Origin of the sequence: Roseivivax halodurans JCM 10272 (assembly GCF_000521785.1) — a bacterium.
GTDB classification, from domain to species: Bacteria; Pseudomonadota; Alphaproteobacteria; order Rhodobacterales; family Rhodobacteraceae; genus Roseivivax; species Roseivivax halodurans.
In genome coordinates this window covers 16,159-42,125 of sequence record NZ_JALZ01000022.1, presented here as the reverse complement: position 1 = coordinate 42,125, position 25,967 = coordinate 16,159, and the positions used below count along the sequence as shown (strand labels likewise).

Here is a 25,967-nt window from a genome sequence, read left to right as displayed (position 1 = left end):
CCGTTACCGAAGTCCTGACCCTAAGCCGCGCGGCGAGCCAAACTTGCCAGAGAGCAGATGTAGCCATTGCGCACAGTCTGCGTTGCAGCTCTCGTTTGCTCTGCCGGAACGTTGTTTCCCACTTCCCATTCGTCCCAGGGCCAGTCGAACCAGGCGCGATACTGACGTCACGATGTGGTGGGAAAGTTTTACCTCGCCGGCGGTAGCTACCGCCCGTCGGAGGCATCGGTTGGGCTCGCTCCGGTCATCTGCTGCGCCTCGCCTGAATGGCCGGAGCGCGGACGGACCGGCTATTCCAAAGATGCCCCCGATTGGACTGGCATATCGGTCAAGCACGTGTAGCGTCATGGTATGATTGAACGTCCAACCGCTCTCGTAACAGGTGCCAGCAAGGGTATCGGCGCCGCAACTGCCGTGGCATTTGCCGAGGCCGGTTACGATGTCTGTGTGAATTACCTGAGCGATGAAGCAGGGGCAGCCGACACGGTCGCTCGGTGCAAAGACGCTGGCGCCCAAGCTTTTGCAGTTTGCGCAAACGTAGCCCATCGTGTGTCGGTGGCCGACATGTTCGACGCCTGTGACCGCACACTCGGACCGGTTTCATGCCTCGTGAACAATGCCGGTATCATCGGAGGAAGTGCTACCCTCACTGAGGTTTCCGAAGAGGCCCTTTCCGGTGCATTTGCTGCGAACGTTTTCGGAACAGTGTATTGCCTGCAAGAGGCCGCCAGACGGATGCGAACCGATCGGGGAGGCGCTGGCGGAGCGATTGTCAACATGTCCTCCATTGCCGCGATCCTCGGGTCACCGGGCGAATATGTCCACTACGCTGCTTCGAAGGGGGCGGTCGAGACACTGACCATCGGTGCAGGTAAAGAGCTGGGGCCCTTGGGCATTCGCGTCGCGGCAATTCGGGTTGGCACCACGAACACTGACTTGCACGCACGGGAAGGCAATCCTGATCGGCCCGCTATGGTCGCAGCCGCGACCCCCTTAGGCCGCATCGCCGAGCCCTCAGATATAGCCGAGGCTGCCGTGTGGCTCGCGTCGCCCAAGGCCTCCTTCATTTCAGGGACAGTTCTGACCGTCGCCGGTGGACTGCTGCCGTGACTCGAGCTCGCGCGCGGCAAGTCCGGGCTCCTGGCGGCCGTTCCTTCGCCTGTCCCAACTCTGTCTGCGAGCATCTTTCTTTTTGTGCGGACCGAGTGGCTTTCTCGGCCGCGGGGGCGACAGGCGCGGCGGGGGCGTCGCCCACCGGTGAGGAGTGTGGCGGGAAAACCGAGTGGAGCGCCTCTCGGGTTCCTACCAATCATCGGCGACTTGTCGCGCCGGGCCGGCGGCACCAAGTGACGAGGCGCGGGCCGGGGGCGTCTTGATACCAGCAACCTATTGGGAGAGCAGTATATGAAAACCAGTGTCCTCCTCGCCGCTGCGTTTGCATTGGCGGCCGGGCCCTCCTTCGCCGCGGTCTGCGACTACAAGCCGTCGGTCCTGATGAGCAAGGCCGGGAGCGCTGTCTCGACCGCGCCGGGAAGTCGGACGGCGGCAAATGCGGGCAGGCATGTCGTCGGCGAGTACGTGATGACGCCGACCGGGATCGCGACTGTGGGTTCGTCGGCCGGCGGGGTCCTGTCGGGCGCAGGCGGCATCCTCGGAACCATCGGCAGCGTGGTTATGGCGCCGGTGACGCTGATCGCGGGAGCCGTGACCTTCGGCGCGGCGGGGAGCTACGAAGGGCTCTGCTACTTCAAGGTCGAGCGGGTGACGGACGAGGACGAGGTCCGGAAGATCCTGACGCAGGTGGCCGGGAACGACCCGAGCCTCTCGATCGGGCCGAGCGAGACGGGAGGCGATGCGCTCTTCATCGCGGGGCCGCCGGAGAAGGGCGGGGCGACGTCCTACCAACTCTCGAAGCTCTACATTGCGGACGGCCGGCTGAAGCACCGGGACCGGTTCCTCAACACCGATCTCGGGGAGGTCACGCTGGTGATGCCGGAGCCCGAACCGTCCGAGCAGGTCGACGGCGGCGCCGGGGAATAGGCGGCTGCGTCGGGCGCGGGTGCGACGGTCCGGCCCCTTGCGCTTACGGGGTATTTTCCGACCCATGGCGGCGGCGGGCCCGGCCCTCCTGAGCCAAGAACGATCAGCGAGCAGGTCAGCGACTCGGCGGAGTCGATCATCTTGTTTTCGCCAACAATCCTTGGGCTGTCAGCGACGCAGCATATGATACGCGCAAGGGCCACGAAGCCGTTGCCGACCGAGGCGCCAATGCCGTCATACCGCCACGCAAGACCGCCAAGCCCTGGAAACGGTCGACCGAGGGCGCGATCGCCCGTAGCCACGCCCTTCACGCGCCGAAATATCTCGGCTGCGCGATCTGGCGACGGTGGAGCGGGTATCAGTGCCGAAGCCGCGTCGAGACCAAAATGCATAGTGTGAAGCTACCGGGGCAGAGCCTCACGGTGCGCGACTTCGATCGCTAGGTCGCAGAACTCCAAGTCCGCGCCGCCGTGCTGAACAGCTACACCGCGCTCGAAATACCTGTCATCGAGCCCATGGGACAAGTGCGTCCGGGGAAAGGGGAAGTGCGGCCTTCACCCTCCTTGCGCAACAGAGCCCTCGCAATGAACGGCCGCCGATCGCAGCGACTTTCTTGAAGCTTGAAATTTTAAACTTGAAGTAAGTATTCTCCGGCCCTAGCGTCCCTCTGTCCGGTCCATCCTGCCGAAGGGCTCTCTGATGAGCAATGCGTTCGATCCGTCCGACGATGGCGCACAGATGTCCTTTGCACGGGACATGAGCTATGGCGATTACCTCGGAACCGATCGCATTCTCGACGCGCAGCATCCTCTGTCGGACGCGCATGACGAGATGCTCTTCATCATCCAGCACCAGACGTCCGAGCTCTGGATGAAGCTGGCGCTGCACGAACTCCATGCGGCGCGGGACGCGGTCGCCTCCGGGGCCTTCCCGCAGGCGTTCAAGATCCTCTCGCGCGTCGCGCGGATCTTCGACCAGCTCAATTCGGCATGGGACGTTCTGCGCACCATGACGCCGAGCGACTACACGACGTTCCGCGAGAGCCTCGGGCGGTCCTCGGGCTTCCAGTCGCACCAGTACCGGCTGATCGAGTTCGTCCTCGGCAACCGCAACCGCTCGATGATGAAGGTGCACGAGCATCGCCCCGACCTTCACGCGAGGCTCGAGGCCGAACTCGCGCGTCCGTCGCTCTACCATGTCACGCTAGAGGCGCTGGCCGCCGAGACCGGCCGCGGCTTTGGGCCGGAGGCTTATCGCCGCGAGACCCCGCACCAGGCCGATCCGGAGGTCGAGGCCGCCTGGGCGCAGGTCTACCGCGACACGGACCGGCACTGGACGCTCTACGAGCTCGCGGAAAAGCTGGTCGATCTCGAGGATTACTTCCGCCGCTGGCGGTTCAACCATGTCACGACCGTCGAGCGGGTGATCGGCTTCAAGCGCGGCACCGGCGGGACGAGCGGCGTGACCTACCTGCGCAAGATGCTGGACGTGGAGCTTTTTCCCGAGCTCTGGCACGTCCGTGGAGGACTCTGATGACCCTGCCCCGCAAGGAGCTCTTTCACCTGCCCGAGGGCGTGATCTATCTCGACGGCAACTCGCTCGGCCCCCTGCCCCGCAGCGTCGCGGCGCGGGTCGCAGGCACGGTGACGGACGAATGGGGCGATATGCTGATCCGCGGCTGGAACGACGCTGAATGGGCGGATCAGCCCGCCCGCGTCGGCAACCGCATCGCCGGCCTGATCGGCGCACCCGAGGGCTCGGTGACGATGGGCGACACGTTGTCGATCAAGGTCTATCAGGCCCTCGCCGCGGCGCTCGCGATGAGACCCGACCGGCGCGTGGTGATCTCGGACAGCGGCAACTTCCCGACCGACCTCTACATGGCCGAGGGACTGCTTCGGACGCTCGGACGCGGGCACGAGCTGCGCGTGGTGGCCCCGGAGGAGGTCGACGGCGCCATCGGCGAGGAGGTCGCCGCGGTGATGCTGACCGAGGTCGACTACCGGACCGGCCGTCGTCACGACATGTCCGCGATCACCGCCAAGGCACACGATGCCGGCGCGGTGATGATCTGGGACCTTGCGCACAGCGCCGGCGCGGTGCCGGTGGACATGACCGCCTCAAACGCGGAATTCGCGGTCGGCTGCACCTACAAGTATCTCAACGGGGGCCCCGGCGCCCCGGCCTTCATCTACGTCCGGCCCGATCTCGCGGACAGTGCCGAGCCCGCATTGCAGGGCTGGTTCGGCCACGAGGCGCCATTCGCCTTCGACATCGACTACCGTCCCGCGCCAGGCGTCGAGCGGATGCGCGTCGGAACGCCTCCCGTAATCCAGATGACCGCGCTCGAAGAGGCGCTGATGGTCTGGGACGGTGTGGACATGGACGAGGTGCGCAGCGCCGCGATCGCGCTCATGGAGCGTTTCATCACCGAGGTGGAGGCGCGCTGCCCCTCGCTTGAGCTTGCCTCTCCCCGCGATCCCGCCAAGCGCGGCAGCCAGGTGTCGTTCCGCTTCTCCGAAGGCTATGCCGCGATGCAGGCGTTGATCGCACGGGGCGTGATCGGGGACTTCCGCGCGCCCGACATCATGCGCTTCGGCTTCACGCCGCTCTATCTGGGCGAAGACGACGTGCTGGCCGCGGTGGACGTGCTGGCCGACGTGCTGGGCAACGAGCTCTGGCGCGACCCGGCTTACCAGAAACGCTCCCGGGTCACCTGACCGGGTACCAGCCTCACTCCGCCGGCAGGACCGCCGTCGCCTCGATCTCGACCAGCGCCTCGTCCTCGATGAGATCCGCCACCACGACCATCGTCATCGCCGGGAAGTGGTAGCCCATCACCTCGCGATAGGCCGCGCCCATCTCCTTCTGCCGGGCAAGATATTCCGTCTTGTCGGTCACGTACCAGGTGAGCCGCGCGATGTCGGTGACCTCGCCCCCGGCCGCGCGCACCACGTCCGCCACGTTCCGGAGCGCCTGCCGCGTCTGCCCGATGAAATCGTGCACCTCGAAGACCTGCGCGGCGGTCCAGCCGATCTGCCCGCCGACGAAGAGCACGCGCCCCTCGCCGACGACGCCGTTGGCGTAGCCTTTCGCGGGCTTCCAGCCTTCGGGGTGAATGTTCATCGTGCTCACGTCTCCGTCTCCTTCACGAAAGTCTCCAACACGGCGCGCCGCGCCTCGGGCCAACGGATCGACCGCATCCGGTCGAGATCGACGAGGATCAGTACCGCCTCCGCGCTCAGCCGCGCCTCGCCCTCGCACGTGGCCGCTATCTCCACGTTCATGCTCGCCCCCCCCAGATGCCGCACGGCGAGCGTCCAGTCGATCACGTCGCCGAGACGTGAGGCGGCATGGAACTCGGTCCCGATCCGGCCGAGCGGCACGCCGACGCGGTCCGTCCCGTGCATCTCTGCGAAGGACCAGCCGACGGCGCGCTCGAAGAACGTCTCGACGACCGCGTTGATCATCTCGAAATACCGCGGATAGAACACGATCCCCGCGGGATCGCAGTGCTGGAACATCACCGGGATCTGCAGCGCGTATGGCGCCCCGTCCGTCTGCGCCTCCCCGCTCGTGATCATCAGGCGATCCCCCTTCGGCCGTTTCCGCTCAATCTCCGGCAGCATGCAAAAAACTTCAAGCCTAAAGTTTTAGGCTTGAAATGATTTTGGGTGAATGGGATTGTGCCAGATACCACATGACAGGAGCGCGCGATGAAGACCGTCTGTCTCGGCGGCGGCCCCGCCGGCCTCTACTTCGCCATCTCTCTCAAGCTGCGCCAACCGGACGCGCAGGTCACGGTGCTCGAGCGCAACCGCGCCGACGACACGTTCGGCTGGGGCGTGGTGCTCTCGGACGATACACTCGACAATCTCGCCGAGAACGATCCCAGGAGCGCCGAGGCGATCCGGACCCAGTTCGCCTACTGGGACGACATCAAGGTGATCAAGGACAGCACCGAGATCACCTCGACCGGCCACGGCTTCTGCGGTCTGGGGCGCAAGACCCTGCTGCTCCTGTTGCAGGACCGCGCCCGCGAGCTCGGTGTCGAGCTGCGCTTCGAGACCGAGGTGGACGACATCGAGGCCCTGATGAAGGACAACGACCTCGTCGTCGCCGCCGACGGCATCAATTCGAAGACGCGGCAGCGTTTCGCCGACGCCTTCAGACCCGAGATCGACACCCGCGCCTGCAAGTTCGTCTGGCTCGGCACGCATGCGAAGTTCGACGACGCCTTCACCTTCATCTTCAAGAAGACCGACGCGGGGTGGATCTGGGCCCACGCCTACCAGTTCGACGAGGGCACCGCGACGTTCATCGTCGAATGCGCCGAGGACACATGGCGCGGCCTCGGGTTCGACACGATGGGACAGGATGAGATGATCGCGGCCTGCGAGAGGATTTTCTCCGATCACCTCGGCGGCCATGCCCTCATGTCGAACATGAAGCACCTGCGCGGCTCGGCCTGGCTGAACTTCAACCGCGTCCTCTGCGAGACCTGGCACCACGAGAACGTCGTCCTCCTCGGCGACGCCTCCGCCACGGCGCATTTCTCGATCGGGTCCGGCACCAAGCTCGCACTGGAATCCGCCATCGCGCTCGCCGACCTCGTCACCAAGGAAGCCTCGCTGGAGGACGCCTTCGAGAAATACCAGGAAGAGCGCCGCACCGACGTCCTCCGCCTGCAATCGGCCGCCCGCAACTCCACCGAATGGTTCGAGGAGGTCGAGCGCTACCTCCATCTCGATCCGGTGCAGTTCACCTACTCCCTTCTGACCCGCTCCCAGCGGATCAGCCACGAGAACCTGCGCCTGCGCGACCCCGCGTGGCTGCAATCGGCCGAGGAATGGTTCCAGGCGCAGGCCGGCGCCAACGGCGTCCACCGCGCGCCGATGTTCGCACCCTTCGCCTTGCGCGACATGCGGCTCGAGAACCGCGTCGTCGTCTCGCCGATGGCCCAGTACAAGGCCGTGGATGGCTGCCCGACCGACTGGCACTTCGCCCATTACGCCGAGCGCGCCAAGGGCGGCGCGGGCCTCGTCTACATCGAGATGACCTGCGTGTCGCCCGAGGGCCGGATCACTCCCGGCTGCCCCGGCCTCTACGCACCCGATCACGAGGCCGCGTGGACGCGCCTCTGCACCTTCGTCCACGCCGAGACGGATGCGAAGCTTTGCATGCAGATCGGTCATTCGGGGCGCAAGGGTTCGACCCAGCTCGGCTGGGAGGAGATGGACGCGCCGCTCGCCGACGGCGGCTGGCCCACCCTGTCCGCCTCTCCCATCCCGTGGTCCGACCGGAACGCCGCCCCGAGGCAGATGGACCGCGCCGACATGGACCGGATCCGGGACGAGTTCGTCGCCGCGACCGGGATGGCCGCCCGCGCGGGCTTCGACATGGCCGAGCTGCACGCCGCGCACGGATACCTCCTGTCGTCCTTCATCTCGCCGCTGTCGAACATCCGCGAGGACGCGTACGGCGGATCGCTCGAGAACCGCATGCGCTACCCGCTCGAGGTGTTCCGCGCGATGCGCGCCGTCTGGCCCGAAGCGAAACCGATGTCGGTGCGGATCTCCGCCACCGACTGGGCCGGCGAGCGTGGCGTCGAGGGCGAGGAGGCCGTCGAGATCGCGCAGATGTTCCGCGATGCCGGCGTCGACATCGTCGACGTCTCGGCCGGCCAGACCTCGGTCGAGGCGCGGCCCGTCTACGGCCGCATGTTCCAGACCCCGTTTTCGGACCGCATCCGCAACGAGCGCGGCATCCCGACCATGGCGGTCGGCAACATCTACGAGCCCGACCACGTCAACTCGATCCTGATGGCGGGCCGCGCCGACCTCGTCTGCCTCGCCCGCCCGCATCTCGCCGATCCCTACTGGACGCTGCACGCCGCCGCCGCGCTCGGCGACGAGGACATTGCCTGGCCGCTCCCCTACCTTCCGGGCCGCGACCAGCTCCGCCGTCTTGCGACGCGCGGCGAAGGCATGGGGATCCGGGTATGACCGATCTCACCGGAAAAACCGCCCTCGTCACCGGCGGCGGCGCCGGCCTCGGCGCGGCGCTCGCCCGCGGCTTCGCGGATTCCGGCGCGATCACATGGGTCGCGGGACGGCGGGCCGAGCCGCTCGAGGCGCTCGCTGCCGATCATCCGAACATCCACGCCGTCGAGGCCGACGTCACCGACGAGACGGCCGTTCAGGCGATGTTCGACTTCACCGGACCCTGCGACATCGTCGTCGCCAATGCCGGGGCGTCGGCGAGCGCGCCCTTCCCGAAAACCGACCTAGACACCTGGCGGTACATGCTCGACGTGAATCTCACCGGCGCCTTCCTGACCCTCCGCGAAGGCGCGATCCGCCTGAAGGGCGCCGAATGGGGCCGCCTCATCGCCATCGCTTCCACGGCCGGGCTCAAGGGCTACCCTTACGTCTCGGCCTATTCCGCCGCCAAGCACGGCGCGATCGGCCTCGTGAAATCCGCCGCGCTCGAACTCGCCCGCACCGGCATCACGGCGAACGCGCTCTGCCCCGGCTTCCTCGACACCGAGATGACCCAGCGCTCCATCACAAACATCGCCGAAAAGACCGGCATGTCACCGGAAGAGGCGCGCGCGAGCCTCGAGAAGATGTCGCCCCAGCGCCGCCTGATCCGCCCCGAGGAAGTGGTCGCCGCCGCCCTCTGGCTCTGCGGTCCCGGCTCCGAGGGCATCACCGGGCAAGCCGTCCCCATCGCCGGCGGCGAGGTCTGACGCCTCGGCACGCCCCCTTCTTCTTGACCTAAATATCCCCGCCGGAGGCGTCGCCGTCCCCCGCGCCGGCTTCTTCTTGGCAAAAATACTCCCGCCGGAGGCTCCACCGGCCCGCCACCCGTTCCGCGCCTCCGTCCGCTCAGGAGACCCGCCGCACCGCCGAGAAGCCTGCCGTCGCCGCGTATCCGCCGACGATGGCCCGCCGCTCCTCGAGGCCCAGCACCGCGTTCACGTCGAAAAAGCCCGCGGGCGCGCGTTTTTCCACCTCGTCGATCACGCGCTCCGGTCCGCCGACCCGGTTCTGGCGCACGACGTCTGCGGTCTTCGGCAGCCGGTCCTTCTCGTAGGCCCAGAGCGCCGCGCGCGGATGCTCCGCCCGGGCCATCGCATCCGCGAGGCAGCGCGCATCGAGGATCGCCTGACTCGCGCCGTTCGAGCCCACCGGGTACATCGGATGCGCCGCATCGCCGAGCAGCGTGACCCGCCCGAAGGTCCAGCGCGGCAGCGGGTCGCGATCCGCCATCGGGTATTCGTAGATGGCGGGCGTCGCCCGCACCAGCGCACCCACATCCATGCCCGGAACCGAGAACCGCAGCGCGTGGGGCAAAACGCTCGCGAGCGGCGCCTGCCGCGACCAGCTGTCGGGCGGCGGCGTCGAGACGGAAGGATCCTTCAGCCGCACGTTCACGACCCAGTTCATCAGCTGCCGATGCCCGTCCGCCGGCGCGATCGGGTAGAGCACGAGCTTGGCGCCGAGCCCGCCCGCGATCGCCATGCTCTCGCCGTCCATCCAGACCGGCCACTCGGCCGCGCCGCGCCACATCACGACGCCCTGCCACGAGGGCGCGCCCTCTCCGGGGTAGAAGCTGCGCCGCCCGACCGAATGGATGCCGTCCGCGCAAATCAGGACCGGGGCGCGCACCGTCTCGCCAGCCCCGCCCTCGACGCTGTCGGTGAAATGCGCCGTGACGCCGCCATCGTCCTGCACGAACCCCGCGAGCCTGCGCCCGGTCTTCAGCGCCGCGCCGCCGAGCCTCGTGCGCACCGCGTCCGCGATCACCCGCTGGAGCCGCCCGCGGTGGATCGAGAATTGCGGCACCTCGTGGCCCGCATGCATGCCTCGCGGCTCGGACCAGACCTCCTGACCGCGCTTGGTGAGATACGACAGCTTCCGCGTCCGCACCCCCACGGCATCAAGCGCCGGCAGAAGGTCGAGCGCCGCAAGCTCGCGGATCGCGTGCGGCAGCACGTTGATCCCGACCCCGACCTCGCGCACCTCCCGTGCCGCCTCGTAGATCACGCAAGGTATGCCGCGCGCGTGCAGCATCAGCGCCGTCGTCAGCCCGCCGACCCCGGCGCCCGCGATCAGGACCGTCATGAGCTCAGCCCTCCTCGGGGGGCGGCAGGAAGTCGACCTCGTGCTCGGCTGACACCGCCACCACGTCGGCCGGATTGGCGTCGGGCCCGAGATTGTGCAGCGCCCAGAAGAGATCGAAGAGCCGCCGCGACGGCGCCACCCAGAAGAGGCACTTTATCGCCTGATCGGACTTGTTGAAGATCCCGTGCGGAATGCCCTTCGGCAGGCGGATCAGGTCGGAGGGCTCGGCATAGGTCTCGACCCCGTTGAGGAGGAGGTCGAACCGCCCCTCGAGCACGTAGATGAACTCGTCCTGCGTGGGGTGGATGTGCGGCGGAACGAACGTGCCCTTGGGCAGCGTCGCGTGCCACGCCATCGAGGCCTCGCTGTGCTGTTTCGGCACGTAGATCTGGCCGAGGATGTTCCAGGAGATGTCGTCGATGCCGGAATTCGACTTCGTGACGCCGGGCAGCATGGTCATGGGCAATCCTTCCTCGAGTTCACACGTGCAGAAAGCGGTCCTTCACCTCGGGGGTGGCGAGGATGTCCTTGGTGGTGCCGGTCCAGACCACGCGGCCCTTCTCGATCACCACGTGACGATCCGCGAATTTGGTGAGCGCGTCCACGTTCTTGTCGATCACGAGGATCGCCTCGCCCTCGTCCTTGAGCTGCCTAAGACACGCCCAGATATCCGCGCGGATGAGAGGCGCGAGGCCCTCGGTGGCCTCGTCGAGCACCACGAGACGCGGGTTGGTCATCAGCGCGCGCCCGATCGCGAGCATCTGCTGCTCGCCGCCCGAAAGCTGGTTGCCCATGTTGCGGCGGCGTTCCGCGAGCCGCGGAAAGAGCGCGTAGATCCGCGAGAGGTCCCACTTGCCGGCCCGCGCGGTGGCGCGCAGGTTCTCCTCGACGCTGAGCGTCGGAAAGATCTGCCGCCCCTCGGGCACGAGCCCGAGCCCCGCATGGGCGACCTGGTGCGGCTCGGCCCCGGTCAGGTCGCGCCCGCCCACGGACACGCGCCCGCCGCGTGGTTTCAGCATCCCGAAGATCGACTTCACGGTGGTGGTCTTGCCCATCCCGTTCCGGCCGAGCAGCGTCACCACCTCGCCGTCCCGCACCTCGAGATCGATCCCGAAGAGGATGCGGCTCTCGCCGTAGGCGGCCTCGAGGGCTTCGACCGTCAGCATGGCAGCGCCCCCGCGAGGTGGCGCGGGCCGGCGGACCGGGGCCTCCGGCGGGAGTATTTTTGCCAAGAAGAAGGGGCGTGGCGCATCACGGTCATGCGGGCATCTCCTCCTCGCCGAGATACGCGGCCCGGACGGCCGGGTCGGAGCGCACCTCTTCGGGCGTGCCGGTGGCGATGATGCGGCCGTAGACCAGCACCGACAGCCGCGTCGCGAGGGCGAAGACCGCGTCCATGTCGTGCTCGATCAGGACCATCGTGAGGCGCCCGCGCAGGGCCCGGAGCCGCGCAATGAAGGCTTCGGCATCCTCTCCGCCGACGCCCGCGAGCGGCTCGTCGAGAAGGAGGAGCTGCGGCTCGGTCGCGAGCGCGCAGGCGAGCTCCAGCCGCCGATGCTCGCCGTGGCTGAGCGCGCTCGCCCGCGCGCCCGCCCGGTCCTCGAGCCCCGCATCGCGGAGCGCGCGCATCGCGGCGGCATTCAGCGCCTCTTCGCTCGCGACGTTGCCGAAGAAGCGATAGCTCGACCCCTGCCGCGCCTGCACCGCGAGGGCGACGTTGTCGAGGACGGTGAAGCTCGGCAGAACCTGCGTGATCTGGAAGCTGCGCGCGAGGCCGAGATGCACGCGCTCGGGCATGCTCGTCTGCGTGATGTCCCGTCCGTCGAGAACAATCCGCCCGCTGTCGGGCCGCAGCTCACCCGAGAGCTGCGCGATCAGCGTGGTCTTGCCCGCGCCGTTCGGGCCGATGATGGCATGCACCTCGCCCGGTTCGACATTCAGCGAGACGTCGTCGGTCACCTTGAGCGCGCCGAAGCTCTTGTTGAGTTGGGTGATCTCCAGCCGGCTCATTCCCGCCTCCCCCGCATCTGCTCCACGAGCCCGGTGATGCCGCGGGGCGAGAACAGCACCATCAGGACGAGGAAGATCCCGAACCAGAGCTGCCAGTGCTCGGTGAGCATGCCGAGCACCTCCTCGAGGAGCAGCGCGGCGACAGCGCCGCCGATGGCGCCCGTGAGAGTGCCGATGCCGCCGAGAACCACCATGACGATCAGCTCGCCCGATCGATGCCAAGACATGAAGGCGGGGGACACGAACTCCGCCTGGTTGGCCAGCAGCACGCCCGCGAGCGACGTCATGCAGCCCGAGATCACGAAGGCAGTGAGCTGGTAGCGGAAGGGCGAGAAGCCGATCGCCTCCATCCGCACCGGGTTCTCGCGGATGCCGGTGAGCACCCGGCCGAAGCGCGAGCCGACGATCCGGTGGCAGAGCGCGAAGAGCGCGATCAGCACGGCGAGGGTCGCGTAATAAAGCGTGACGTCGTTCTCGAGGATAGCGCTGCCGAGAACGGTGGATCGTTGCGACAGCCCGTAGCCGTCGTCGCCGCCATAGGCCGAGAGCGAGATGAAGAAGAAGAACGCCATCTGCCCGAAGGCGAGCGTGATCATGATGAAGTAGACGCCGCGCGTCCGGAGCGAGATCGCCCCGGTGACGAGCGCGAAGAGCGCCGAGACCAGCACCGCCCCGAGCATCTGCACGAAGATGTCGGTGACGCCGTAGCTCGACAGGATCGCCACCGCGTAGGTGCCGAAGCCGAGATAGGCGGCGTGCCCGAAGGACACCATCGCGCCGTAGCCGAGGATGAGATCGAGCGCCATCGCCGCGATGGCGTAGGCGAGTATGCGGGTCGCGATGAGGATGAGGAACGGATCGTCCGCCGCCATGACGACGGGCGGCACCAGCGCGAAGAGCACGAAGAGCACCAGCGCCGCCTTGAGGCGCGGGGCGAGCGCGGGTGCGCGGGTCGGCACAGCGGTTGCGGCGGTCATGCGCGCCCTCCGAAGAGACCCGCGGGCCGCGCGAAGAGGATCGCGGCCATCAGGATGTAGACCAGCATCGGCGCCAGCATCCGGCCGGTCTGGCCCGCCGCCGCGGGATCGAGCACAGAGCGCAGGAGGATCGGCCCGAAGACGCCGCCGATCGTGTCCACCACGGCGACGAGGATCGCTCCGAGGAACGCGCCCTTGATCGAGCCGATGCCGCCGATCACCACGACGACGAAGGTCAGTATCAGCACGCTCTCGCCCATCCCGGTGTCGACCGACAGGATCGGGGCGACCAGCGCGCCAGCGAAACAGGCCAGCACCGCACCGAGGGTGAAGACGATGGCGAAGAGCTTGCCGATGTCGATGCCGAGCGCCGAGACCATCGTGCGGTTCGTGGCGCCCGCCCGCAGCAGCATGCCGATACGCGTGTGGTTGATGACGAGGTAGAGCCCGCCCGCGACGGCGAGCCCCGTTACGATGATCGCGATGCGGTAGACGGGGTATTGCAGCGGCCCCATCAGCGGGACCGAGCCCGACAGGATCTCAGGGGTAGGAACCGAGAGCGGCGAGACGCCCCAGACGATCTTGACCGTCTCGTTGGCGATCATCACGAGGCCGAAGGTCGCGAGCACCTGGTCGAGATGGGAGCGCGCGTAGAGCCTTCGGATCACCACCACCTCGAGCACGAGCCCCACGACGATGGCCGCCGGAAACATCAGCAGCAGCCCCCACCAGAAGCTTCCGGTGAGGGCCGCAAAGGTCGCCAGGAAATAGGCGCCCACCATGTAGAGGACGCCATGGGCGAGGTTGACCACGTCCATGATCCCGAAGACGAGCGTCAGCCCCGCCGCGATCAGGAACAGCAGAACGCCGAGCTGGAGCCCGTTGAGGAGCTGGAGCACGAAGAGATTCGCCATGGACGCGGCCTCCGACGGTTTGTCTTACGAGGAGCCCATCTCGCACTGCTCGGCATAGGTATCGACGTAGTCGTCGAAGATCTTCTCGCGGATCGAGGTGCCGTACATGCCGTCCTCGCGCTTGACCGCCTCGACGAGGTAGAAGTCCTGGACGGGATAGTTGTTGACCCCGAAGGAGAAGTCTCCGCGCGGGCTGTCGAAGTCGGCTTCCTTGATCGCGGCGCGCAGGGCGTCGCGGTCGGTGAGATCGCCGCCGACCTTCGAGACCGCGCTATCGATCAGCTGCGCCGCGTCATAGGCCTGCATCGCGTAGGTGCCGGGCACCGCGCCGTACTTCTCGATATAGGCCGTCACGAACTCCTCGTTCGCGGCGTTGTCGAGGTCCGGCGCCCAGTTCGCGCCGCCGAGAAGCCCGACCGCGGCGTCCTGCGTCGCCGGCAGCGTGGTCTCGTCCACCGTGAAGGCCGACAGGAACGGGATCGAGGAGAGCCCGGCCTGATCGTACTGCTTGACGAGGTTCACACCCATGCCGCCCGGCATGAAGGTGAAGAGCGCATCGGGCTGGAATGCGGCAATCTGCGCGAGCTCGGACGAGAAGTCGAGCTGGCCGAGTTCGGTGAAGACCTCCCCCGCGACGCCGCCCGTGTAGGAATGCTTGAACCCCGCGAGACTGTCCTTGCCCGCCTGGTAGTTCGGCGCCATCAGGAAGACGTTCTGGTACCCCTGTTGTTCGGCATAGGCGCCCATGACCTCGTGGTTCTGGTCGTTCTGGTAGGAGGTCACGAAGAAGTTCGGGCTGCACTCCGGCCCCGCGAAGTTCGACGTACCCGCGTTGGTCGAGATCAGGATCGTGCCCGTCTCGGTCACCGGCTGGTGGATCGCGACGAGGATGTTCGAGAAGATCGGCCCGACGACGAAATCGACCTCCTCGCGCTGCACGAGCTCGCGCGCGTCGTCGGCGGCTTTGTCGGGACGCTGCTCGTCGTCGATCACGACGATCTCGGTCTCCATGCCGCCCAGATTCCCGATGCGCTCGGCGGCGAGCATGAAGCCATTCTTGGCCTGCTCGCCCAGCGCCGCGGCGGGCCCCGAGAGCGTGTAGACGAGGCCGATCTTGAGAACGTCGTCCTCGGCGGAGGGCGGCGCGTCCTGCGCCGAGGCGCCGGTGGCGAGGCCCAGCGACAGAGCGGTCGGGGCCAGAAGCGAGGTCTTGAAGGTCATCTTGGTTTCCCCTTGTTGGTTCGGTGATCCGGCCGCGCCGTCTTCCGGGCGCCCTTGCCGTTGCCTGTCATTGAGGGCGGCAAAGGTTTGCCTCTGCAAGCCCTTTTCCGGTTCAGTCCCCTTCGGCGACCTCCAGCGCGGTCCGCATCAGCACCGACCGGACGTCTCCCAGCCCGTCGATCACGTTGAAGTGGTGCCGGTCGGGCTCCACTACCTCGCGCGTCGCGGCGCCGAGCCCGCGCCAGATGTTCGTCAGCAGCGCGGACTGGCGCAGGAATTCCTGCCGCTCGCCCCCTCCGACCCATGTCGTGAGCCGTATGCCCGGCAGCGGGCACTTGAGCGCCGGCGAGTTCGCCTCGGCCGATCCCATGTCGAGCCGCAGCAGATCGTTGCGCGCGGTGCGCAGCATCGGCCGCAGATCGTGCAGACCCGAGATGGAGACCACATGCACGAGCCGTGCCCGAACCTCCTCGGGCAGCGGGCTGTCCTCGCACATCATCGCGGTGACGAGATGCCCGCCCGCCGAATGTCCCGAGAGCACGATGGGCCCGTCCACCTCTCCCGCCGCATGGGTGATGGCCGTGCCGATCTGCGCCGTGATCTCGGCGATGGTCACATCCGGGCAGAGATCGTAGGACGGCATCGCGCAGGCCCAGCCGCTACCCACCGCACCGGCGGCCAGGTGCGACCAGTAGGACTTGTCGAGCGCCACCCAGTAGCCGCCATGCACGAAGACCATGAGGCCGCGCGGCCGCTCACTGGGCAAGAAGAGATCGTAGAGGTTCCGGTCGCCGGTTCCGTAGGGGATGTCGAGCCGCACGTTGCCCTGCGCCCGATACGCTTCGGCCGGACGCACCCAGGCCGCCGGATAGGCGTCCCCGCCGGGGATGTTTCCCCCGTTCTCGTAGGCGTCGTCCCAGTCGCGTATCTGATGCAGGATCACGCGCGGCTCTCCCTGTTGGACCCGGTCTTGCGCCGGCATGACCACGATCCTGACCCGGCGTTTTCGTTATTTCAAGCTCAAACCTTTTTTGCTTGAAATAAATTTGGACGCTGCCTAGCCTTCGATCAAAGAGCGCAACCGACAGGAGGCCGGAGGCCCGTGGCGCAGCAAGGGACGGACAAGATCACCGAGGCCGAGGAGTCCAAGGCACGCCTGCGGCTCTGGCTGCGGATGCTCAAGAGCACCCGCCGGGTCGAGGCTGTCCTGCGCGACCGGCTGAGGTCGGAATTCGACACGACCCTGCCCCGCTTCGACGTGATGGCCGCGCTCGCCCGTTTCGATACCGGCCTCAAGATGAGCGCCCTCTCGGGCGTGCTCCGCGTCTCGAACGGCAACGTCACCGGCATCGTCGACCGCCTCGCCGAGGACGGCCACGTGGTGCGGGTCCAGGTGCCCGGCGACCGCCGCGCCTCCATGGTGCGCCTCACCCGAAAGGGCGAGGAGGAATTCGCCCGCCAGGCCGCCGCGCATGAGGCATGGATCGCCGAACTTCTCGCGGATTTCGACGCGGCCGAGGCCGACCTTCTCTCCGACCGCTTCGATGCGGTCAGCCACAGGGACGAGACATGACCTCACCCGTTCATTTCCGCTGCGAGACCGACGGCGGCATCGCGACGCTCCGCCTCGACCGGCCGGAGCGGAAAAACCCGCTGACCTTCGACAGCTATGCCGAGCTCCGCGACTGGTTCCGCGCCCTGCCCTACCGCGACGACGTGAAGGCGGTGGTCTTCGGCTCGAACGGCGGCAACTTCTGCTCAGGCGGCGACGTGCACGACATCATCGGGCCGCTGACGAAGATGTCGATGAAGGACCTCTTGGCCTTCACCCGGATGACCGGCGATCTCGTCAAGGCGATGATCCACTGCCAGAAACCGGTGATCGCCGCGGCCGACGGCGTCTGCGTCGGCGCCGGGGCGATCATCGCCATGGCCTCCGACCTGCGCCTTGCGACGCCCGAGACCAAGACCGCGTTCCTCTTCACCCGCGTCGGCCTCGCCGGCTGCGACATGGGCGCCTGCGCCATGCTGCCCCGCATCATCGGACAGGGCCGCGCGGCGGAACTGCTCTACACCGGCCGCTCCATGAGCGCCGAGGAGGGCGCGGCCTGGGGCTTCTGGAACCAGGTTGTCCCGCGCGACGATCTCGAGACCGCGGCGCAGGACATGGCGCGCCGGATCGCCGACGGCCCGAATTTCGGCCACATGATGACCAAGACCATGCTCAACCAGGAATGGTCGATGTCGCTCGACCAGGCGATCGAGGCCGAGGCGCAGGCCCAGGCGATCTGCATGCAGACGCAGGACTTCACCCGCGCCTTCGAGGCCTTCGCCGCCAAGGGAAAACCCGTCTTCGAGGGCGATTGATGGCCGACCGCTCCTATCTCGACTGGCCGTTTCTAGAGCCGCGCCACCGCGCCCATGCCGAAGCGCTGGACGATTGGGCCGCGGGGCTCGGCCCGCTCGATCATCACGACACCGACGCGACCTGCCGCTCCCTCGTCGCCCGCCTCGGCGCGGACGGCTGGCTCGAGCCGACCGCGGTCGACCCCGAAGACCCGCAGCCCCTCGACGTCCGGACCCTCTGCCTCAGTCGCGAGACGCTCGCGCGCCATGACGGGCTCGCCGATTTCGCCTTCGCCATGCAGGGCCTCGGCACCGGTGCACTCTCGCTCTTCGGCACGCCCGCCCAGCAGGCCGAATGGCTGTCGCTGACCCGCTCGGGCCGCGCCATCTCCGCCTTTGCCCTGACCGAGCCGCAATCGGGCTCCGACGTCGCCAATTCCGCCATGACCGCCCGCGACGACGGCGATACCTTCGTGCTCAACGGCGAGAAGACATGGATCTCGAACGGCGGCATCGCCGATGTCTACACGCTCTTCGCCCGCACCGGCGAGGGCCCGGGCGCCAAGGGTCTTTCGGCCTTCGTCGTGCCCGCGGACACGCCCGGCCTCAGCATAGCCGAACGGCTCGACACGATCGCCCCGCACCCGCTCGCCACCCTCCGCTTCGACGGCGCGCGGCTCCCGAAATCAGCGCTGATCGGCGATCCCGGCCAGGGCTTCAAGATCGCCATGTCGGTGCTCGACGTCTTCCGGACAACGGTGGCCGCCGCGGCGCTCGGCTTTGCCCGCCGCGCGCTCGACGAGTCGCTCGCCCGCGTGCAGACCCGCGAGGTCCAAGGTGAGCCCCTCAGCGAGCTGCAGATGGTGCAGGCCCATATCGCCGAGATGGCGCTGCGCGTCGATGCCGCCGCCCTGCTCGTCTACCGCGCCGCCTGGGCCAAGGATCAGGGCGCGCCCCGCGTCAGCCGCGAGGCCGCGATGGCCAAGCTCTACGCCACCGACGAGGCGCAGAAGGTGATCGACGCCGCCGTCCAGCTGCACGGCGGCGACGGCGTGCGGTCGGGCGAGACGGTCGAACGGCTCTACCGCGAGATCCGGGCCCTGCGCATCTACGAGGGCGCCTCGGACGTGCAGAAGGTCATCATCGCGCGCCAGACCCTTTCCGCGGCCCGCCCGGGCTGAGGGCCCGCGGGACCCGCGCATCAGACAGAGGCGGGACAACCCGCCCGTCACCCGGTCCGCCCGCGGGCCGGCAACAGGAGTGGCCCGATGACGACGACGCAACCGACCCTCGACCAGCTGCTGGGCCCCAGTGCCCACACCGACACCTTCACCCGCGACAACCTGCCCCCGCCGGACCAGTGGCCGGACTTCCTGCTGGACGGCTTCGACTATCCCGAGCGCCTGAACGCCGCGGTCGAACTGACGGACGCGATGGTGGCGAGAGGCCATGGCGACCGCACGGCCCTCATCGGAAACGGCCGCCGCCGCACCTACAAGGAGCTCTCGGACTGGACGAACCGCCTCGCCCATACGCTGGTGGAGGACCTCGGCGTGAAACCCGGCAACCGCGTCCTGATCCGCTCCGCCAACAACCCCGCCATGGTCGCCGCCTGGCTCGCCGCCACAAAGGCGGGCGCGGTCGTCGTCAACACCATGCCCCTCCTGCGCGCGGGCGAGCTGACAAAGATCGTCGACAAGGCCGAGGTCGAGTTCGCCCTCTGCGACACGCGGCTCATGGACGAGCTCGTCACCTGCGCCAAGTCGAGCCGTTTCCTCAAGACCGTGGTCGGCTTCGACGGCACCTCCAACCACGACGCCGAGCTCGACCGCCTCGCGCTCGAGAAACCGGTGCGGTTCGACGCCGTGCCGACGGGCCGCGACGACGTCGCGCTCCTCGGCTTCACCTCCGGCACCACCGGATCGCCCAAGGCGACGATGCACTTCCACCGCGACATCCTGATCATCGCCGACGGCTACGCGCGCGAGGTGCTGAACGTCACCCCCGAGGACGTCTTCGTCGGCTCGCCGCCCCTCGCCTTCACCTTCGGGCTCGGCGGGCTCGCGGTCTTCCCGCTGCGCTTCGGCGCCGCGGCCGCGCTGCTCGAGACCGCGAGCCCGCCGAACATGATCGAGATCATCGAGAAGTACCGCGCGACGGTCTCCTTCACCGCCCCGACCGCCTACCGCGTCATGCTCCGCGCGATGGACGAGGGCGCGGATCTCGGCTCCCTGCGCGCCGCGGTCTCCGCCGGAGAGACCCTCCCCGCCCCGGTCTACGACGAGTGGATGGAGAAGACCGGCAAGCCCATGCTCGACGGCATCGGCGCGACCGAGATGCTGCACATCTTCATCTCCAACCGCTTCGACGACCACCGCCCCGCCTGCACCGGCAAGCCCGTCACCGGCTACGAGGCGAAGGTGATCGGCAAGGACGGCGCGGAGGTCCCCCGCGGCACCGTCGGCCGCCTCGCGGTCCGCGGTCCGACGGGCTGCCGCTACCTCGCCGATCCGCGCCAGCGCGACTACGTGCAGAACGGCTGGAACGTCACCGGCGACGCCTTCTCGATGGACGAGGACGGCTACCTGCACTTCGCCGCCCGCAACGACGACATGATCCTGTCCTCGGGCTACAACATCGCCGGCCCCGAGGTGGAGGCCGCGCTCCTCTCGCACGACGCCGTCGCCGAATGCGCCGTGATCGGCCAGCCCGACGACGAGCGCGGCATGATCGTCGCCGCCTTCGTCGTGCTCGCGGAAGGTCAGGCCGGAGACGCCGCGCTCACCGAAGCGCTGAAGGCCCACGTCAAGGCCGAGATCGCCCCCTACAAGTACCCCCGCGCCATCACCTATCTCGACGCCCTCCCCAAGACCGAGACCGGCAAGATCCAGCGCTTCCGCCTGAAGGACATTGCCTGACGGCACCCTTCTTCTTGGGACAAATACTCCGGGAGCGCGAGGGCAGAGCCCTCGCCGCCAGAGGCGCCTCCCGGACAGGCGGACCCGACGCGGCGGACCGCCGATCGCGGGCCGCACCGTTGCGCGCGGGCCCGTCTGCGGCTACCTCGATCCCTGTGGCGCCCATCCGCCGCCACCCGCCAGGGGTCCCGCGATGTCCAGCTTCGCCATCCGCGACGCCGAGATCCGCCGCTTCGTGCGCGAGACCTTCGGCCTGCGCGGCACGCTCCGCCTGCACCGCGCCGCGCTCGGGCTCGATCTTCTCCGCGCCCCGATCAACGTGGCCTTGGCCCCGGTCTTCCTGATCACCCAGCTGACCGCGCTTCTTCTCCGCCTCATCCGCCTGCGCCGCACCTCCCGCTGGCTCGCGAGCCGCCAGATCTTCCTGACGACCGCCGTCGCGCGCGAGGTCTCGGTCCGGCTGACCGGCCTTTTCGCCCGCCTCGACGAGCTCGGCGCGGGCACCGCCGCCTCCGACGAGCACCGCCGCCGGGCGATCGCGGACTACACCGGCGTGCGCAGCGCGGTCTCGGAGATCACCACGTCGCTCATCGTCCTTCTCTGCGGCTACCTGATCTTCCATTCCGCGACACCGGGGGTCGTGTCGCTGGCCCCGAACGTCGCCGGCCAGATCGCGCAGGACTCCGCCGCGCGGAACTTCTGGGCCGGGGAAACGCTCGGCCGCGCATGGTACGGCACCTTCCCGGCCACCATTCCGGCGCACCGGATCGTGCTGACCGGCATCGCGCTCTCGATGGTCGCCTCGGTCGTCACCACCTTCGCGGGGCTCGTCGCCGATCCGGTGCAGCGCGCCCTCGGCATCCACCGTCGCCGCCTGCACCGCCTGCTCGCCCGCCTCGACCGCCGCGCCGAAAGCGGCCTCGCGCCCGAGCACATCGCCGCGCGGACGGGCGACATCGTCGACGCCGCCTTCGCCCTCCTGCGCGCCTTCCGCGGCTGAGAGCTCAGCCGAGCGCCGCGAGCCTCTCGTCCGCCGCGGGCCGGACCTTTTCCGCAGCCGCCTCGCGCACCGGGCCGTAGCCCCGGATCTCCTGCGGCGCGCGCACGATCGCGGCGAACTCCGCGGCGCTCTCGCTCGAATACCGCGCCTCGATCCTGTCGAGCGCCGCCTCGAACCACGCCAGCAGCTCGCGGTCGAGCTTCCGGTCCGCCGAGAACCTGAACGGATCGAAGGCGGTGTTCCGCACCCGCCGCATCTTCGCCATCCGCGCCAGCACGGGGCGCAGCACCCTGCCGCCGAACCGCGCCTTCTTCGGCCGCCCGCGGGCATCGCGCCCGAGCGGCAGGATCGGGGGCGCCATGTGGTAATGGACCTCGAAATCGCCGTCGAACTGCTCGCGCAGCCGCTCCTCGAAGCCGCTTTCCGTATGCAGTCGCGCCACCTCGTATTCGTCCTTCACCGCCATCAGCCGGAAGAGCGACTTCGCCGCCTCGCGCGCCAGCCCCTCGTCGCCGGTAGCGGAGCGCAGACGTTCGATCCGCGCCCGGAACCGCTCGCCATAGGCCGCATCCTGATACTCGGTCAGGAACTCAACCCGCCGCGCGATGACCTCCTCCAGCGTCTCGGGAGCCGGCTCGGGCTCCGACGGCACCGCCTCGGGCGTCGCCGCCATGACGCGCCCCAGATCGAAGGCCCGGTTGTTCTTCTCGACCGCAACGCCGTTCAGCAGGATTGCCTGCTTCAATGCCGCATCCGACACCGGCACGAGGCCCATCTGCCAGGCAAAGCCCAGCATCATCACGTTGGCGAAGACCTGATCTCCCATGAACCGCTCGGCCATGCGGTTGGCGTCCATCGCGCGCACATTCGCGGCGCCCACCGCCGACCGTATCTCGCTCTCGCGCTGCCCGATCTTCAGATCCGCGTCACGGTTGAGAACCAGATCCCCCGTCGGCATCGCCGCGGTGTTGAGCGCGACCCGCGTGCCCTGCCGGTAATGCGCCGAGGCCTTCGGCGCGGAGGAGACCACCACGTCGCAACCGATCACTGCGTCCGCCGCCCCGCGCTCGATCCGCACCTGATGGAGCGTCTCCGGCGACGCGCCGATGCGGATGTAGGACAGCACAGTCCCGAACTTCTGCGCAAAGCCGGTGAAGTCGAGCACGCTCGACCCCAGCCCCTCGAGATGCGCCGCCATGGTGATCAGTGCGCCCACGGTCACGACGCCGGTGCCGCCGACACCCGTCACCAGCAGATCGAACGGCTCCTCCAGCCCCGGCACGTCCGGCGCAGGCACGTTCGCCATCAGCGCAGGCAGATCGAGCGCCGCGCCCTCTTTCTTCCGCGTCGCGCCGGTCAACGTCACGAACGAAGGGCAGAACCCCTTCAGGCACGAGTAATCCTTGTTGCAGGACGAATGGTTGATGCGCCGCTTCGCCCCGAACTCGGTCTCGACCGGCTCGACGCTCAGGCAATTGCTCTCGACCGAGCAATCGCCGCACCCCTCGCAGACAAGCTCGTTGATCACCGGGATCGCGTCCGGCTCCTCGAGCGTGCCGCGCTTCCTGCGCCGCCGCTTCTCGGTCGCGCAGGTCTGCTCGTAGATCAGAACGCTCGTGCCCTTCACGCCCCGCAGCTCGCGCTGCAGCGGATCCATGTCGTCCCGCGGATGAAATGACGTGCCCGGCGGGAAATCCCCCTTCGAGAACTTGCCGATGTCGTTCGACACGAGCGCGATCCGCTCCACACCCTCGGCCCGCGAAGACCACGCGATCCCGGACGGCGATACCGGCCCGTCCACCGGCTGCCCGCCGGTCATCGCGACCGCGTCGTTGAAGAGGATCTTGAAGGTGATGTTCGCGCCCGAGGCCACCGATTGCCGCACCGCAAGCGAGCCCGAATGGTACCACGTCCCCTCCCCGATGTTCTGGAAGATGTGACCCATTCCCGAGAACTTCGACGACACCGCATGCGGCACCCCCTCGCCGCCCATCTGCGCGTAACCGCCGGTGTTCCGGCCCATCCAGCTCGCCATCACGTGACAGCCGATGCCAGACAGCGCCCGGCTGCCCTCGGGCACCTTTGTCGAGGTGTTGTGCGGGCAGCCGGAGCAGAAATAGGGCGTCCGCGTCGCGCCAGAAACGTTCAGCACCGGCGGCTCCTCGGCGGTCAGCGCCGCCGCCTTCTCGCGCAGGCCTTCGCCGGGAAAGAACTTCTCCAGCCGCTCCGCCACGATCGGCACGAGCCCGAGCGGCGACAGCTCGCCGGTCCAGGGGATGAGGTCGCGTGTCGCCGCCGCGTCATGCTTGCCCACCATCTTCGCGGGCTTCGTGCCCGGCCAGTCATAGAAGTACTCCTTGAACTGGCTCTCGATGATGCCGCGCTTCTCCTCAACGACGAGCACTTCCGCCTTGCCCTTCACGAAGGCCAGCGCATCCCGCCGCGCCAGAGGCCAGACCATGCCCACCTTGTAGATGTCGATCCCGAGCCTCCGGCACGCCGCCTCGTCGAGGCCGAGGAGCCGCAGCGCCTCCATCAGGTCGAGATGCCCCTTGCCCGTGGTCACGAAGCCGTAAGCCGCATCCTCGATACCGTAGATCCGCCGGTCGATCGGATTGGCCTCGACGAAGGCCTCGACCGCCCGCAGCTTGTGGCCGATCCGCGTCTCGATCTCGGGCGACGGCAGGTCCGAGGGCCGCACATGCAGCCCGCCGGGCGGCAGGTCGATCTCCGGCAGCTCGAAACGCCGGTCCTGCGGCAACTCCACAGACCGCCCCGATTCGACCGTCTCCGACACCGCCTTGAACCCGACCCAGGTGCCCGAGAACCGCGACAGCGCGATCCCGTACTCGCCGAAGGTCAGATATTCCTCCACCGAGGCGGGGTTCAGCGTCGGCATGAACCACGTCATGAAGGCGACGTCGGATTGGTGCGGCATCGAAGACGAGACACAGCCGTGATCGTCCCCTGCGACCACCAGCACGCCGCCATGCTTCGACGATCCGTAGGCGTTGCCGTGCCGCAGCGCGTCGCCCGACCGGTCCACCCCGGGACCCTTGCCGTACCACATGGAAAAGACGCCCTGCACCTCGCAGCCGGGATCGAGCACCGCCTGCTGCGCCCCCAGCACCGCCGTCGCGCCGAGATCCTCGTTCACCGCAGGCATGAAGGTGATGCCGGTCTCCTCGCAGCGCGTCCGCTCGCGCCAGAACTCCAGGTCGAGCGCCCCGAGCGGTGAGCCGCGATAGCCCGACACGAAGCCCGCCGTCTTCAGCCCCGCCGCACGATCCCGCCGCGCCTGATCGAACATGATCCGCACGAGCGCCTGCGTGCCCGTCAGGAAGACCCGGCCCTCGCTGCGGGCATAGCGATCGGAAAGATCGTAGTGGGTGAAATCGGGACGCGGCTCGGACATGACACTCTCCTCCTCAGGAGCACAATGTAGACCGCCAGCACCGGTTGCGTATTTCCATTCGTTGCCCGAGATTGCCGATGCCCGGAACCTCGTTCCGGCAATCGGGAAGGCGCGAAACGAGGGTTCACATGCAGATCGACGAACGGGACAGACGCCTCCTCTACCTGCTCGAACGCGATTCGCGGCGCAGCCACGCCGATCTCGCCGCCGAGCTCGGCATGTCCACCTCCGCCTGCTGGCGGCGCATCAAGGCGCTGGAGGAAGCGGGCGTGATCGAGCGCTACGGCGCCGTCCTCAATCCCGACCGCATGGGCCTCGCCTTCCACGCCGTCGTGCACGTGCAACTCACCCGCCACGACCGCCAGGCGCTGAAGGCGTTCCTCGCGAGCGTCACGGCCCGCGACGAGGTGCGCGAATGCTACGCGACGACCGGCGCTGCGGATTACCACCTGCGGGTGCGCACCACCGACATCGCCGCCTACAACCGCTTTCTCGAGGACTTTCTCTTCACGCTCCCGGCCGTGCGCAGCGCGCAGACGAACGTCATCCTGCGCGACCTAAAGCGCTGAGACCGCGTCTTCTTCTTGGCACAAATATTCCGGGGGTGTCGGGGGCAGAGCCCCCGAGGGGGTCCGGGGGCGCCAGCCCCCGGCAATCGAGCGCGCGCGTCAGCGCGCTCCGCCGGATCCCTGGGCCTCAGCCCCGGCCCTGCTCCAGCGCGTCGATCCGCGCCTTCAGCGCCTCGTTCTCCTCGCGCGCCTTCTGCGCCATGGCGCGCACAGCGTCGAACTCGTCGCGGGTGACGAGGTCGCGGTCCGCCAGCCAGCGGTCCATCATGCCCTTCACGGCCGTCTCGGCCTCGGCGCGGGCGCCCTGCGCGACGCCCATCGCGTTGGTCATCAGCTGGCTGAGGTCGTCGAACACCTTGTTGCGGCTCTGCATGTCGGGAAATCCCTTGTCTCTCGCGTGTGTGGCCATCCCGACGTATATGGCCTTC

At 68.1% G+C, this 25,967-nt stretch carries 24 protein-coding genes and 1 pseudogene; 13 read left to right on the top strand and 12 right to left on the bottom strand.

Features of this window, described 5'->3' with window-relative positions; translation table 11 throughout:
• Positions 1 to 351: 351 nt before the first annotated feature.
• From OCH239_RS15980 to kynU, 5 genes and pseudogenes are all read left to right on the top strand, one after another.
• Positions 352 to 1,110 carry an SDR family oxidoreductase gene (locus OCH239_RS15980; RefSeq protein ID WP_084782535.1) on the top strand — a complete coding sequence of 253 codons (759 nt, stop codon included), beginning with the start codon at positions 352 to 354 and terminating at the stop codon, positions 1,108 to 1,110.
• A gap of 294 nt (positions 1,111 to 1,404) precedes the next feature.
• Positions 1,405 to 2,040, top strand: coding sequence for a hypothetical protein (locus OCH239_RS15975; RefSeq protein WP_037264790.1), 636 nt, complete (start codon positions 1,405 to 1,407; stop codon positions 2,038 to 2,040).
• A 98-nt stretch (positions 2,041 to 2,138) separates the two neighbouring features.
• Positions 2,139 to 2,657: pseudogene (locus OCH239_RS22170) on the top strand (transposase); the annotation flags it as partial.
• A gap of 82 nt (positions 2,658 to 2,739) precedes the next feature.
• Entirely contained in the window at positions 2,740 to 3,573 is an 834-nt protein-coding gene (kynA, locus tag OCH239_RS15970; protein ID WP_037264787.1) for a tryptophan 2,3-dioxygenase, read from the top strand.
• Positions 3,573 to 4,760, top strand: a complete 1,188-nt coding sequence (gene kynU, locus OCH239_RS15965) for a kynureninase (protein ID WP_037264785.1) — start codon at positions 3,573 to 3,575, stop codon at positions 4,758 to 4,760. The genes kynA and kynU overlap by 1 nt, the downstream gene beginning before the upstream one ends.
• 13 nt (positions 4,761 to 4,773) lie before the next feature.
• Here the strand turns inward: kynU and OCH239_RS15960 are convergent, their stop codons facing one another.
• The gene (locus OCH239_RS15960; RefSeq protein WP_425280291.1) at positions 4,774 to 5,166 is read right to left on the bottom strand and encodes a RidA family protein; all 393 of its coding nucleotides are present in this window, start codon (positions 5,164 to 5,166) and stop codon (positions 4,774 to 4,776) included.
• A gap of 5 nt (positions 5,167 to 5,171) precedes the next feature.
• The gene (locus OCH239_RS15955; protein ID WP_051489528.1) at positions 5,172 to 5,624 is read right to left on the bottom strand and encodes an acyl-CoA thioesterase; all 453 of its coding nucleotides are present in this window, start codon (positions 5,622 to 5,624) and stop codon (positions 5,172 to 5,174) included.
• Between the two features lie 132 nt (positions 5,625 to 5,756).
• Here OCH239_RS15955 and OCH239_RS15950 point away from each other — a divergent pair, with 132 nt between their 5' ends.
• Both OCH239_RS15950 and OCH239_RS15945 read left to right on the top strand, forming a co-directional pair.
• Entirely contained in the window at positions 5,757 to 8,045 is a 2,289-nt protein-coding gene (locus tag OCH239_RS15950) for a bifunctional salicylyl-CoA 5-hydroxylase/oxidoreductase (protein WP_037264781.1), read from the top strand.
• On the top strand, positions 8,042 to 8,791 hold the full coding sequence (locus OCH239_RS15945; protein ID WP_037264779.1) for an SDR family NAD(P)-dependent oxidoreductase: 750 nt from the start codon (positions 8,042 to 8,044) through the stop codon (positions 8,789 to 8,791). The genes OCH239_RS15950 and OCH239_RS15945 overlap by 4 nt, the downstream gene beginning before the upstream one ends.
• 139 nt (positions 8,792 to 8,930) lie before the next feature.
• Here OCH239_RS15945 and OCH239_RS15940 read toward each other — a convergent pair whose 3' ends face one another.
• From OCH239_RS15940 to OCH239_RS15905, 8 genes are all read right to left on the bottom strand, one after another.
• Entirely contained in the window at positions 8,931 to 10,169 is a 1,239-nt protein-coding gene (locus tag OCH239_RS15940) for a flavin-dependent oxidoreductase (protein ID WP_037264776.1), read from the bottom strand.
• Between the two features lie 4 nt (positions 10,170 to 10,173).
• Entirely contained in the window at positions 10,174 to 10,629 is a 456-nt protein-coding gene (locus tag OCH239_RS15935) for a cupin domain-containing protein (protein WP_037264773.1), read from the bottom strand.
• A 19-nt stretch (positions 10,630 to 10,648) separates the two neighbouring features.
• Positions 10,649 to 11,335: an ABC transporter ATP-binding protein gene (locus OCH239_RS15930; RefSeq protein ID WP_037264771.1), complete on the bottom strand. Its 687-nt coding sequence runs from the start codon at positions 11,333 to 11,335 to the stop codon at positions 10,649 to 10,651.
• A 91-nt stretch (positions 11,336 to 11,426) separates the two neighbouring features.
• Positions 11,427 to 12,179, bottom strand: coding sequence for an ABC transporter ATP-binding protein (locus tag OCH239_RS15925; protein ID WP_037264769.1), 753 nt, complete (start codon positions 12,177 to 12,179; stop codon positions 11,427 to 11,429).
• A complete protein-coding gene (locus OCH239_RS15920; protein ID WP_037264768.1) occupies positions 12,176 to 13,156 on the bottom strand; it encodes a branched-chain amino acid ABC transporter permease in 981 nt (326 codons plus the stop codon). Before OCH239_RS15920 ends, OCH239_RS15925 begins: the two co-directional genes overlap by 4 nt.
• The gene (locus OCH239_RS15915; protein WP_037264761.1) at positions 13,153 to 14,070 is read right to left on the bottom strand and encodes a branched-chain amino acid ABC transporter permease; all 918 of its coding nucleotides are present in this window, start codon (positions 14,068 to 14,070) and stop codon (positions 13,153 to 13,155) included. The genes OCH239_RS15920 and OCH239_RS15915 overlap by 4 nt, the downstream gene beginning before the upstream one ends.
• 24 nt (positions 14,071 to 14,094) lie before the next feature.
• Positions 14,095 to 15,291, bottom strand: coding sequence for an ABC transporter substrate-binding protein (locus OCH239_RS15910; RefSeq protein ID WP_037264755.1), 1,197 nt, complete (start codon positions 15,289 to 15,291; stop codon positions 14,095 to 14,097).
• A 112-nt stretch (positions 15,292 to 15,403) separates the two neighbouring features.
• Entirely contained in the window at positions 15,404 to 16,234 is an 831-nt protein-coding gene (locus tag OCH239_RS15905) for an alpha/beta fold hydrolase (protein ID WP_037264803.1), read from the bottom strand.
• Between the two features lie 159 nt (positions 16,235 to 16,393).
• Here OCH239_RS15905 and OCH239_RS15900 point away from each other — a divergent pair, with 159 nt between their 5' ends.
• From OCH239_RS15900 to OCH239_RS15880, 5 genes are all read left to right on the top strand, one after another.
• The gene (locus OCH239_RS15900) at positions 16,394 to 16,864 is read left to right on the top strand and encodes a MarR family winged helix-turn-helix transcriptional regulator (protein ID WP_425280290.1); all 471 of its coding nucleotides are present in this window, start codon (positions 16,394 to 16,396) and stop codon (positions 16,862 to 16,864) included.
• Positions 16,861 to 17,658: an enoyl-CoA hydratase family protein gene (locus OCH239_RS15895; RefSeq protein ID WP_037264753.1), complete on the top strand. Its 798-nt coding sequence runs from the start codon at positions 16,861 to 16,863 to the stop codon at positions 17,656 to 17,658. The genes OCH239_RS15900 and OCH239_RS15895 overlap by 4 nt, the downstream gene beginning before the upstream one ends.
• Positions 17,658 to 18,818: an acyl-CoA dehydrogenase family protein gene (locus OCH239_RS15890; protein WP_037264751.1), complete on the top strand. Its 1,161-nt coding sequence runs from the start codon at positions 17,658 to 17,660 to the stop codon at positions 18,816 to 18,818. Before OCH239_RS15895 ends, OCH239_RS15890 begins: the two co-directional genes overlap by 1 nt.
• Positions 18,819 to 18,935: 117 nt before the next feature.
• On the top strand, positions 18,936 to 20,555 hold the full coding sequence (locus tag OCH239_RS15885; protein WP_037264796.1) for an AMP-binding protein: 1,620 nt from the start codon (positions 18,936 to 18,938) through the stop codon (positions 20,553 to 20,555).
• 193 nt (positions 20,556 to 20,748) lie between these two features.
• Positions 20,749 to 21,555, top strand: coding sequence for a DUF6635 family protein (locus OCH239_RS15880; RefSeq protein WP_037264748.1), 807 nt, complete (start codon positions 20,749 to 20,751; stop codon positions 21,553 to 21,555).
• 4 nt (positions 21,556 to 21,559) lie between these two features.
• On the opposite strand, the gene OCH239_RS15875 is transcribed toward OCH239_RS15880, so the two are convergent.
• On the bottom strand, positions 21,560 to 24,970 hold the full coding sequence (locus OCH239_RS15875; RefSeq protein WP_037264745.1) for an indolepyruvate ferredoxin oxidoreductase family protein: 3,411 nt from the start codon (positions 24,968 to 24,970) through the stop codon (positions 21,560 to 21,562).
• 128 nt (positions 24,971 to 25,098) lie between these two features.
• Here OCH239_RS15875 and OCH239_RS15870 point away from each other — a divergent pair, with 128 nt between their 5' ends.
• Positions 25,099 to 25,539, top strand: a complete 441-nt coding sequence (locus tag OCH239_RS15870; protein WP_037264742.1) for an Lrp/AsnC family transcriptional regulator — start codon at positions 25,099 to 25,101, stop codon at positions 25,537 to 25,539.
• A 127-nt stretch (positions 25,540 to 25,666) separates the two neighbouring features.
• On the opposite strand, the gene OCH239_RS15865 is transcribed toward OCH239_RS15870, so the two are convergent.
• Positions 25,667 to 25,912 (bottom strand): accessory factor UbiK family protein, encoded by a 246-nt coding sequence (locus tag OCH239_RS15865; RefSeq protein ID WP_037264741.1) that lies wholly within the window; start codon positions 25,910 to 25,912, stop codon positions 25,667 to 25,669.
• Positions 25,913 to 25,967: the final 55 nt, after the last annotated feature.

Coding starts and splice junctions, on each gene's coding strand:
- OCH239_RS15980 (WP_084782535.1), top strand. CDS start 352: ATGATTGAACGTCCAACCGCTCTCGTAACAGGTGCCAGCAAGGGTATC.
- OCH239_RS15865 (WP_037264741.1), bottom strand. CDS start 25,912: ATGCAGAGCCGCAACAAGGTGTTCGACGACCTCAGCCAGCTGATGACC.
- OCH239_RS15925 (WP_037264769.1), bottom strand. CDS start 12,179: ATGAGCCGGCTGGAGATCACCCAACTCAACAAGAGCTTCGGCGCGCTC.
- OCH239_RS15975 (WP_037264790.1), top strand. CDS start 1,405: ATGAAAACCAGTGTCCTCCTCGCCGCTGCGTTTGCATTGGCGGCCGGG.
- OCH239_RS15940 (WP_037264776.1), bottom strand. CDS start 10,169: ATGACGGTCCTGATCGCGGGCGCCGGGGTCGGCGGGCTGACGACGGCG.
- OCH239_RS15890 (WP_037264751.1), top strand. CDS start 17,658: ATGGCCGACCGCTCCTATCTCGACTGGCCGTTTCTAGAGCCGCGCCAC.
- OCH239_RS15895 (WP_037264753.1), top strand. CDS start 16,861: ATGACCTCACCCGTTCATTTCCGCTGCGAGACCGACGGCGGCATCGCG.
- OCH239_RS15935 (WP_037264773.1), bottom strand. CDS start 10,629: ATGACCATGCTGCCCGGCGTCACGAAGTCGAATTCCGGCATCGACGAC.
- kynU (WP_037264785.1), top strand. CDS start 3,573: ATGACCCTGCCCCGCAAGGAGCTCTTTCACCTGCCCGAGGGCGTGATC.
- OCH239_RS15930 (WP_037264771.1), bottom strand. CDS start 11,335: ATGCTGACGGTCGAAGCCCTCGAGGCCGCCTACGGCGAGAGCCGCATC.
- OCH239_RS15910 (WP_037264755.1), bottom strand. CDS start 15,291: ATGACCTTCAAGACCTCGCTTCTGGCCCCGACCGCTCTGTCGCTGGGC.
- OCH239_RS15945 (WP_037264779.1), top strand. CDS start 8,042: ATGACCGATCTCACCGGAAAAACCGCCCTCGTCACCGGCGGCGGCGCC.
- OCH239_RS15875 (WP_037264745.1), bottom strand. CDS start 24,970: ATGTCCGAGCCGCGTCCCGATTTCACCCACTACGATCTTTCCGATCGC.
- OCH239_RS15960 (WP_425280291.1), bottom strand. CDS start 5,166: ATGAACATTCACCCCGAAGGCTGGAAGCCCGCGAAAGGCTACGCCAAC.
- OCH239_RS15920 (WP_037264768.1), bottom strand. CDS start 13,156: ATGACCGCCGCAACCGCTGTGCCGACCCGCGCACCCGCGCTCGCCCCG.
- OCH239_RS15915 (WP_037264761.1), bottom strand. CDS start 14,070: ATGGCGAATCTCTTCGTGCTCCAGCTCCTCAACGGGCTCCAGCTCGGC.
- OCH239_RS15870 (WP_037264742.1), top strand. CDS start 25,099: ATGCAGATCGACGAACGGGACAGACGCCTCCTCTACCTGCTCGAACGC.
- OCH239_RS15955 (WP_051489528.1), bottom strand. CDS start 5,624: ATGATCACGAGCGGGGAGGCGCAGACGGACGGGGCGCCATACGCGCTG.
- kynA (WP_037264787.1), top strand. CDS start 2,740: ATGAGCAATGCGTTCGATCCGTCCGACGATGGCGCACAGATGTCCTTT.
- OCH239_RS15880 (WP_037264748.1), top strand. CDS start 20,749: ATGTCCAGCTTCGCCATCCGCGACGCCGAGATCCGCCGCTTCGTGCGC.
- OCH239_RS15950 (WP_037264781.1), top strand. CDS start 5,757: ATGAAGACCGTCTGTCTCGGCGGCGGCCCCGCCGGCCTCTACTTCGCC.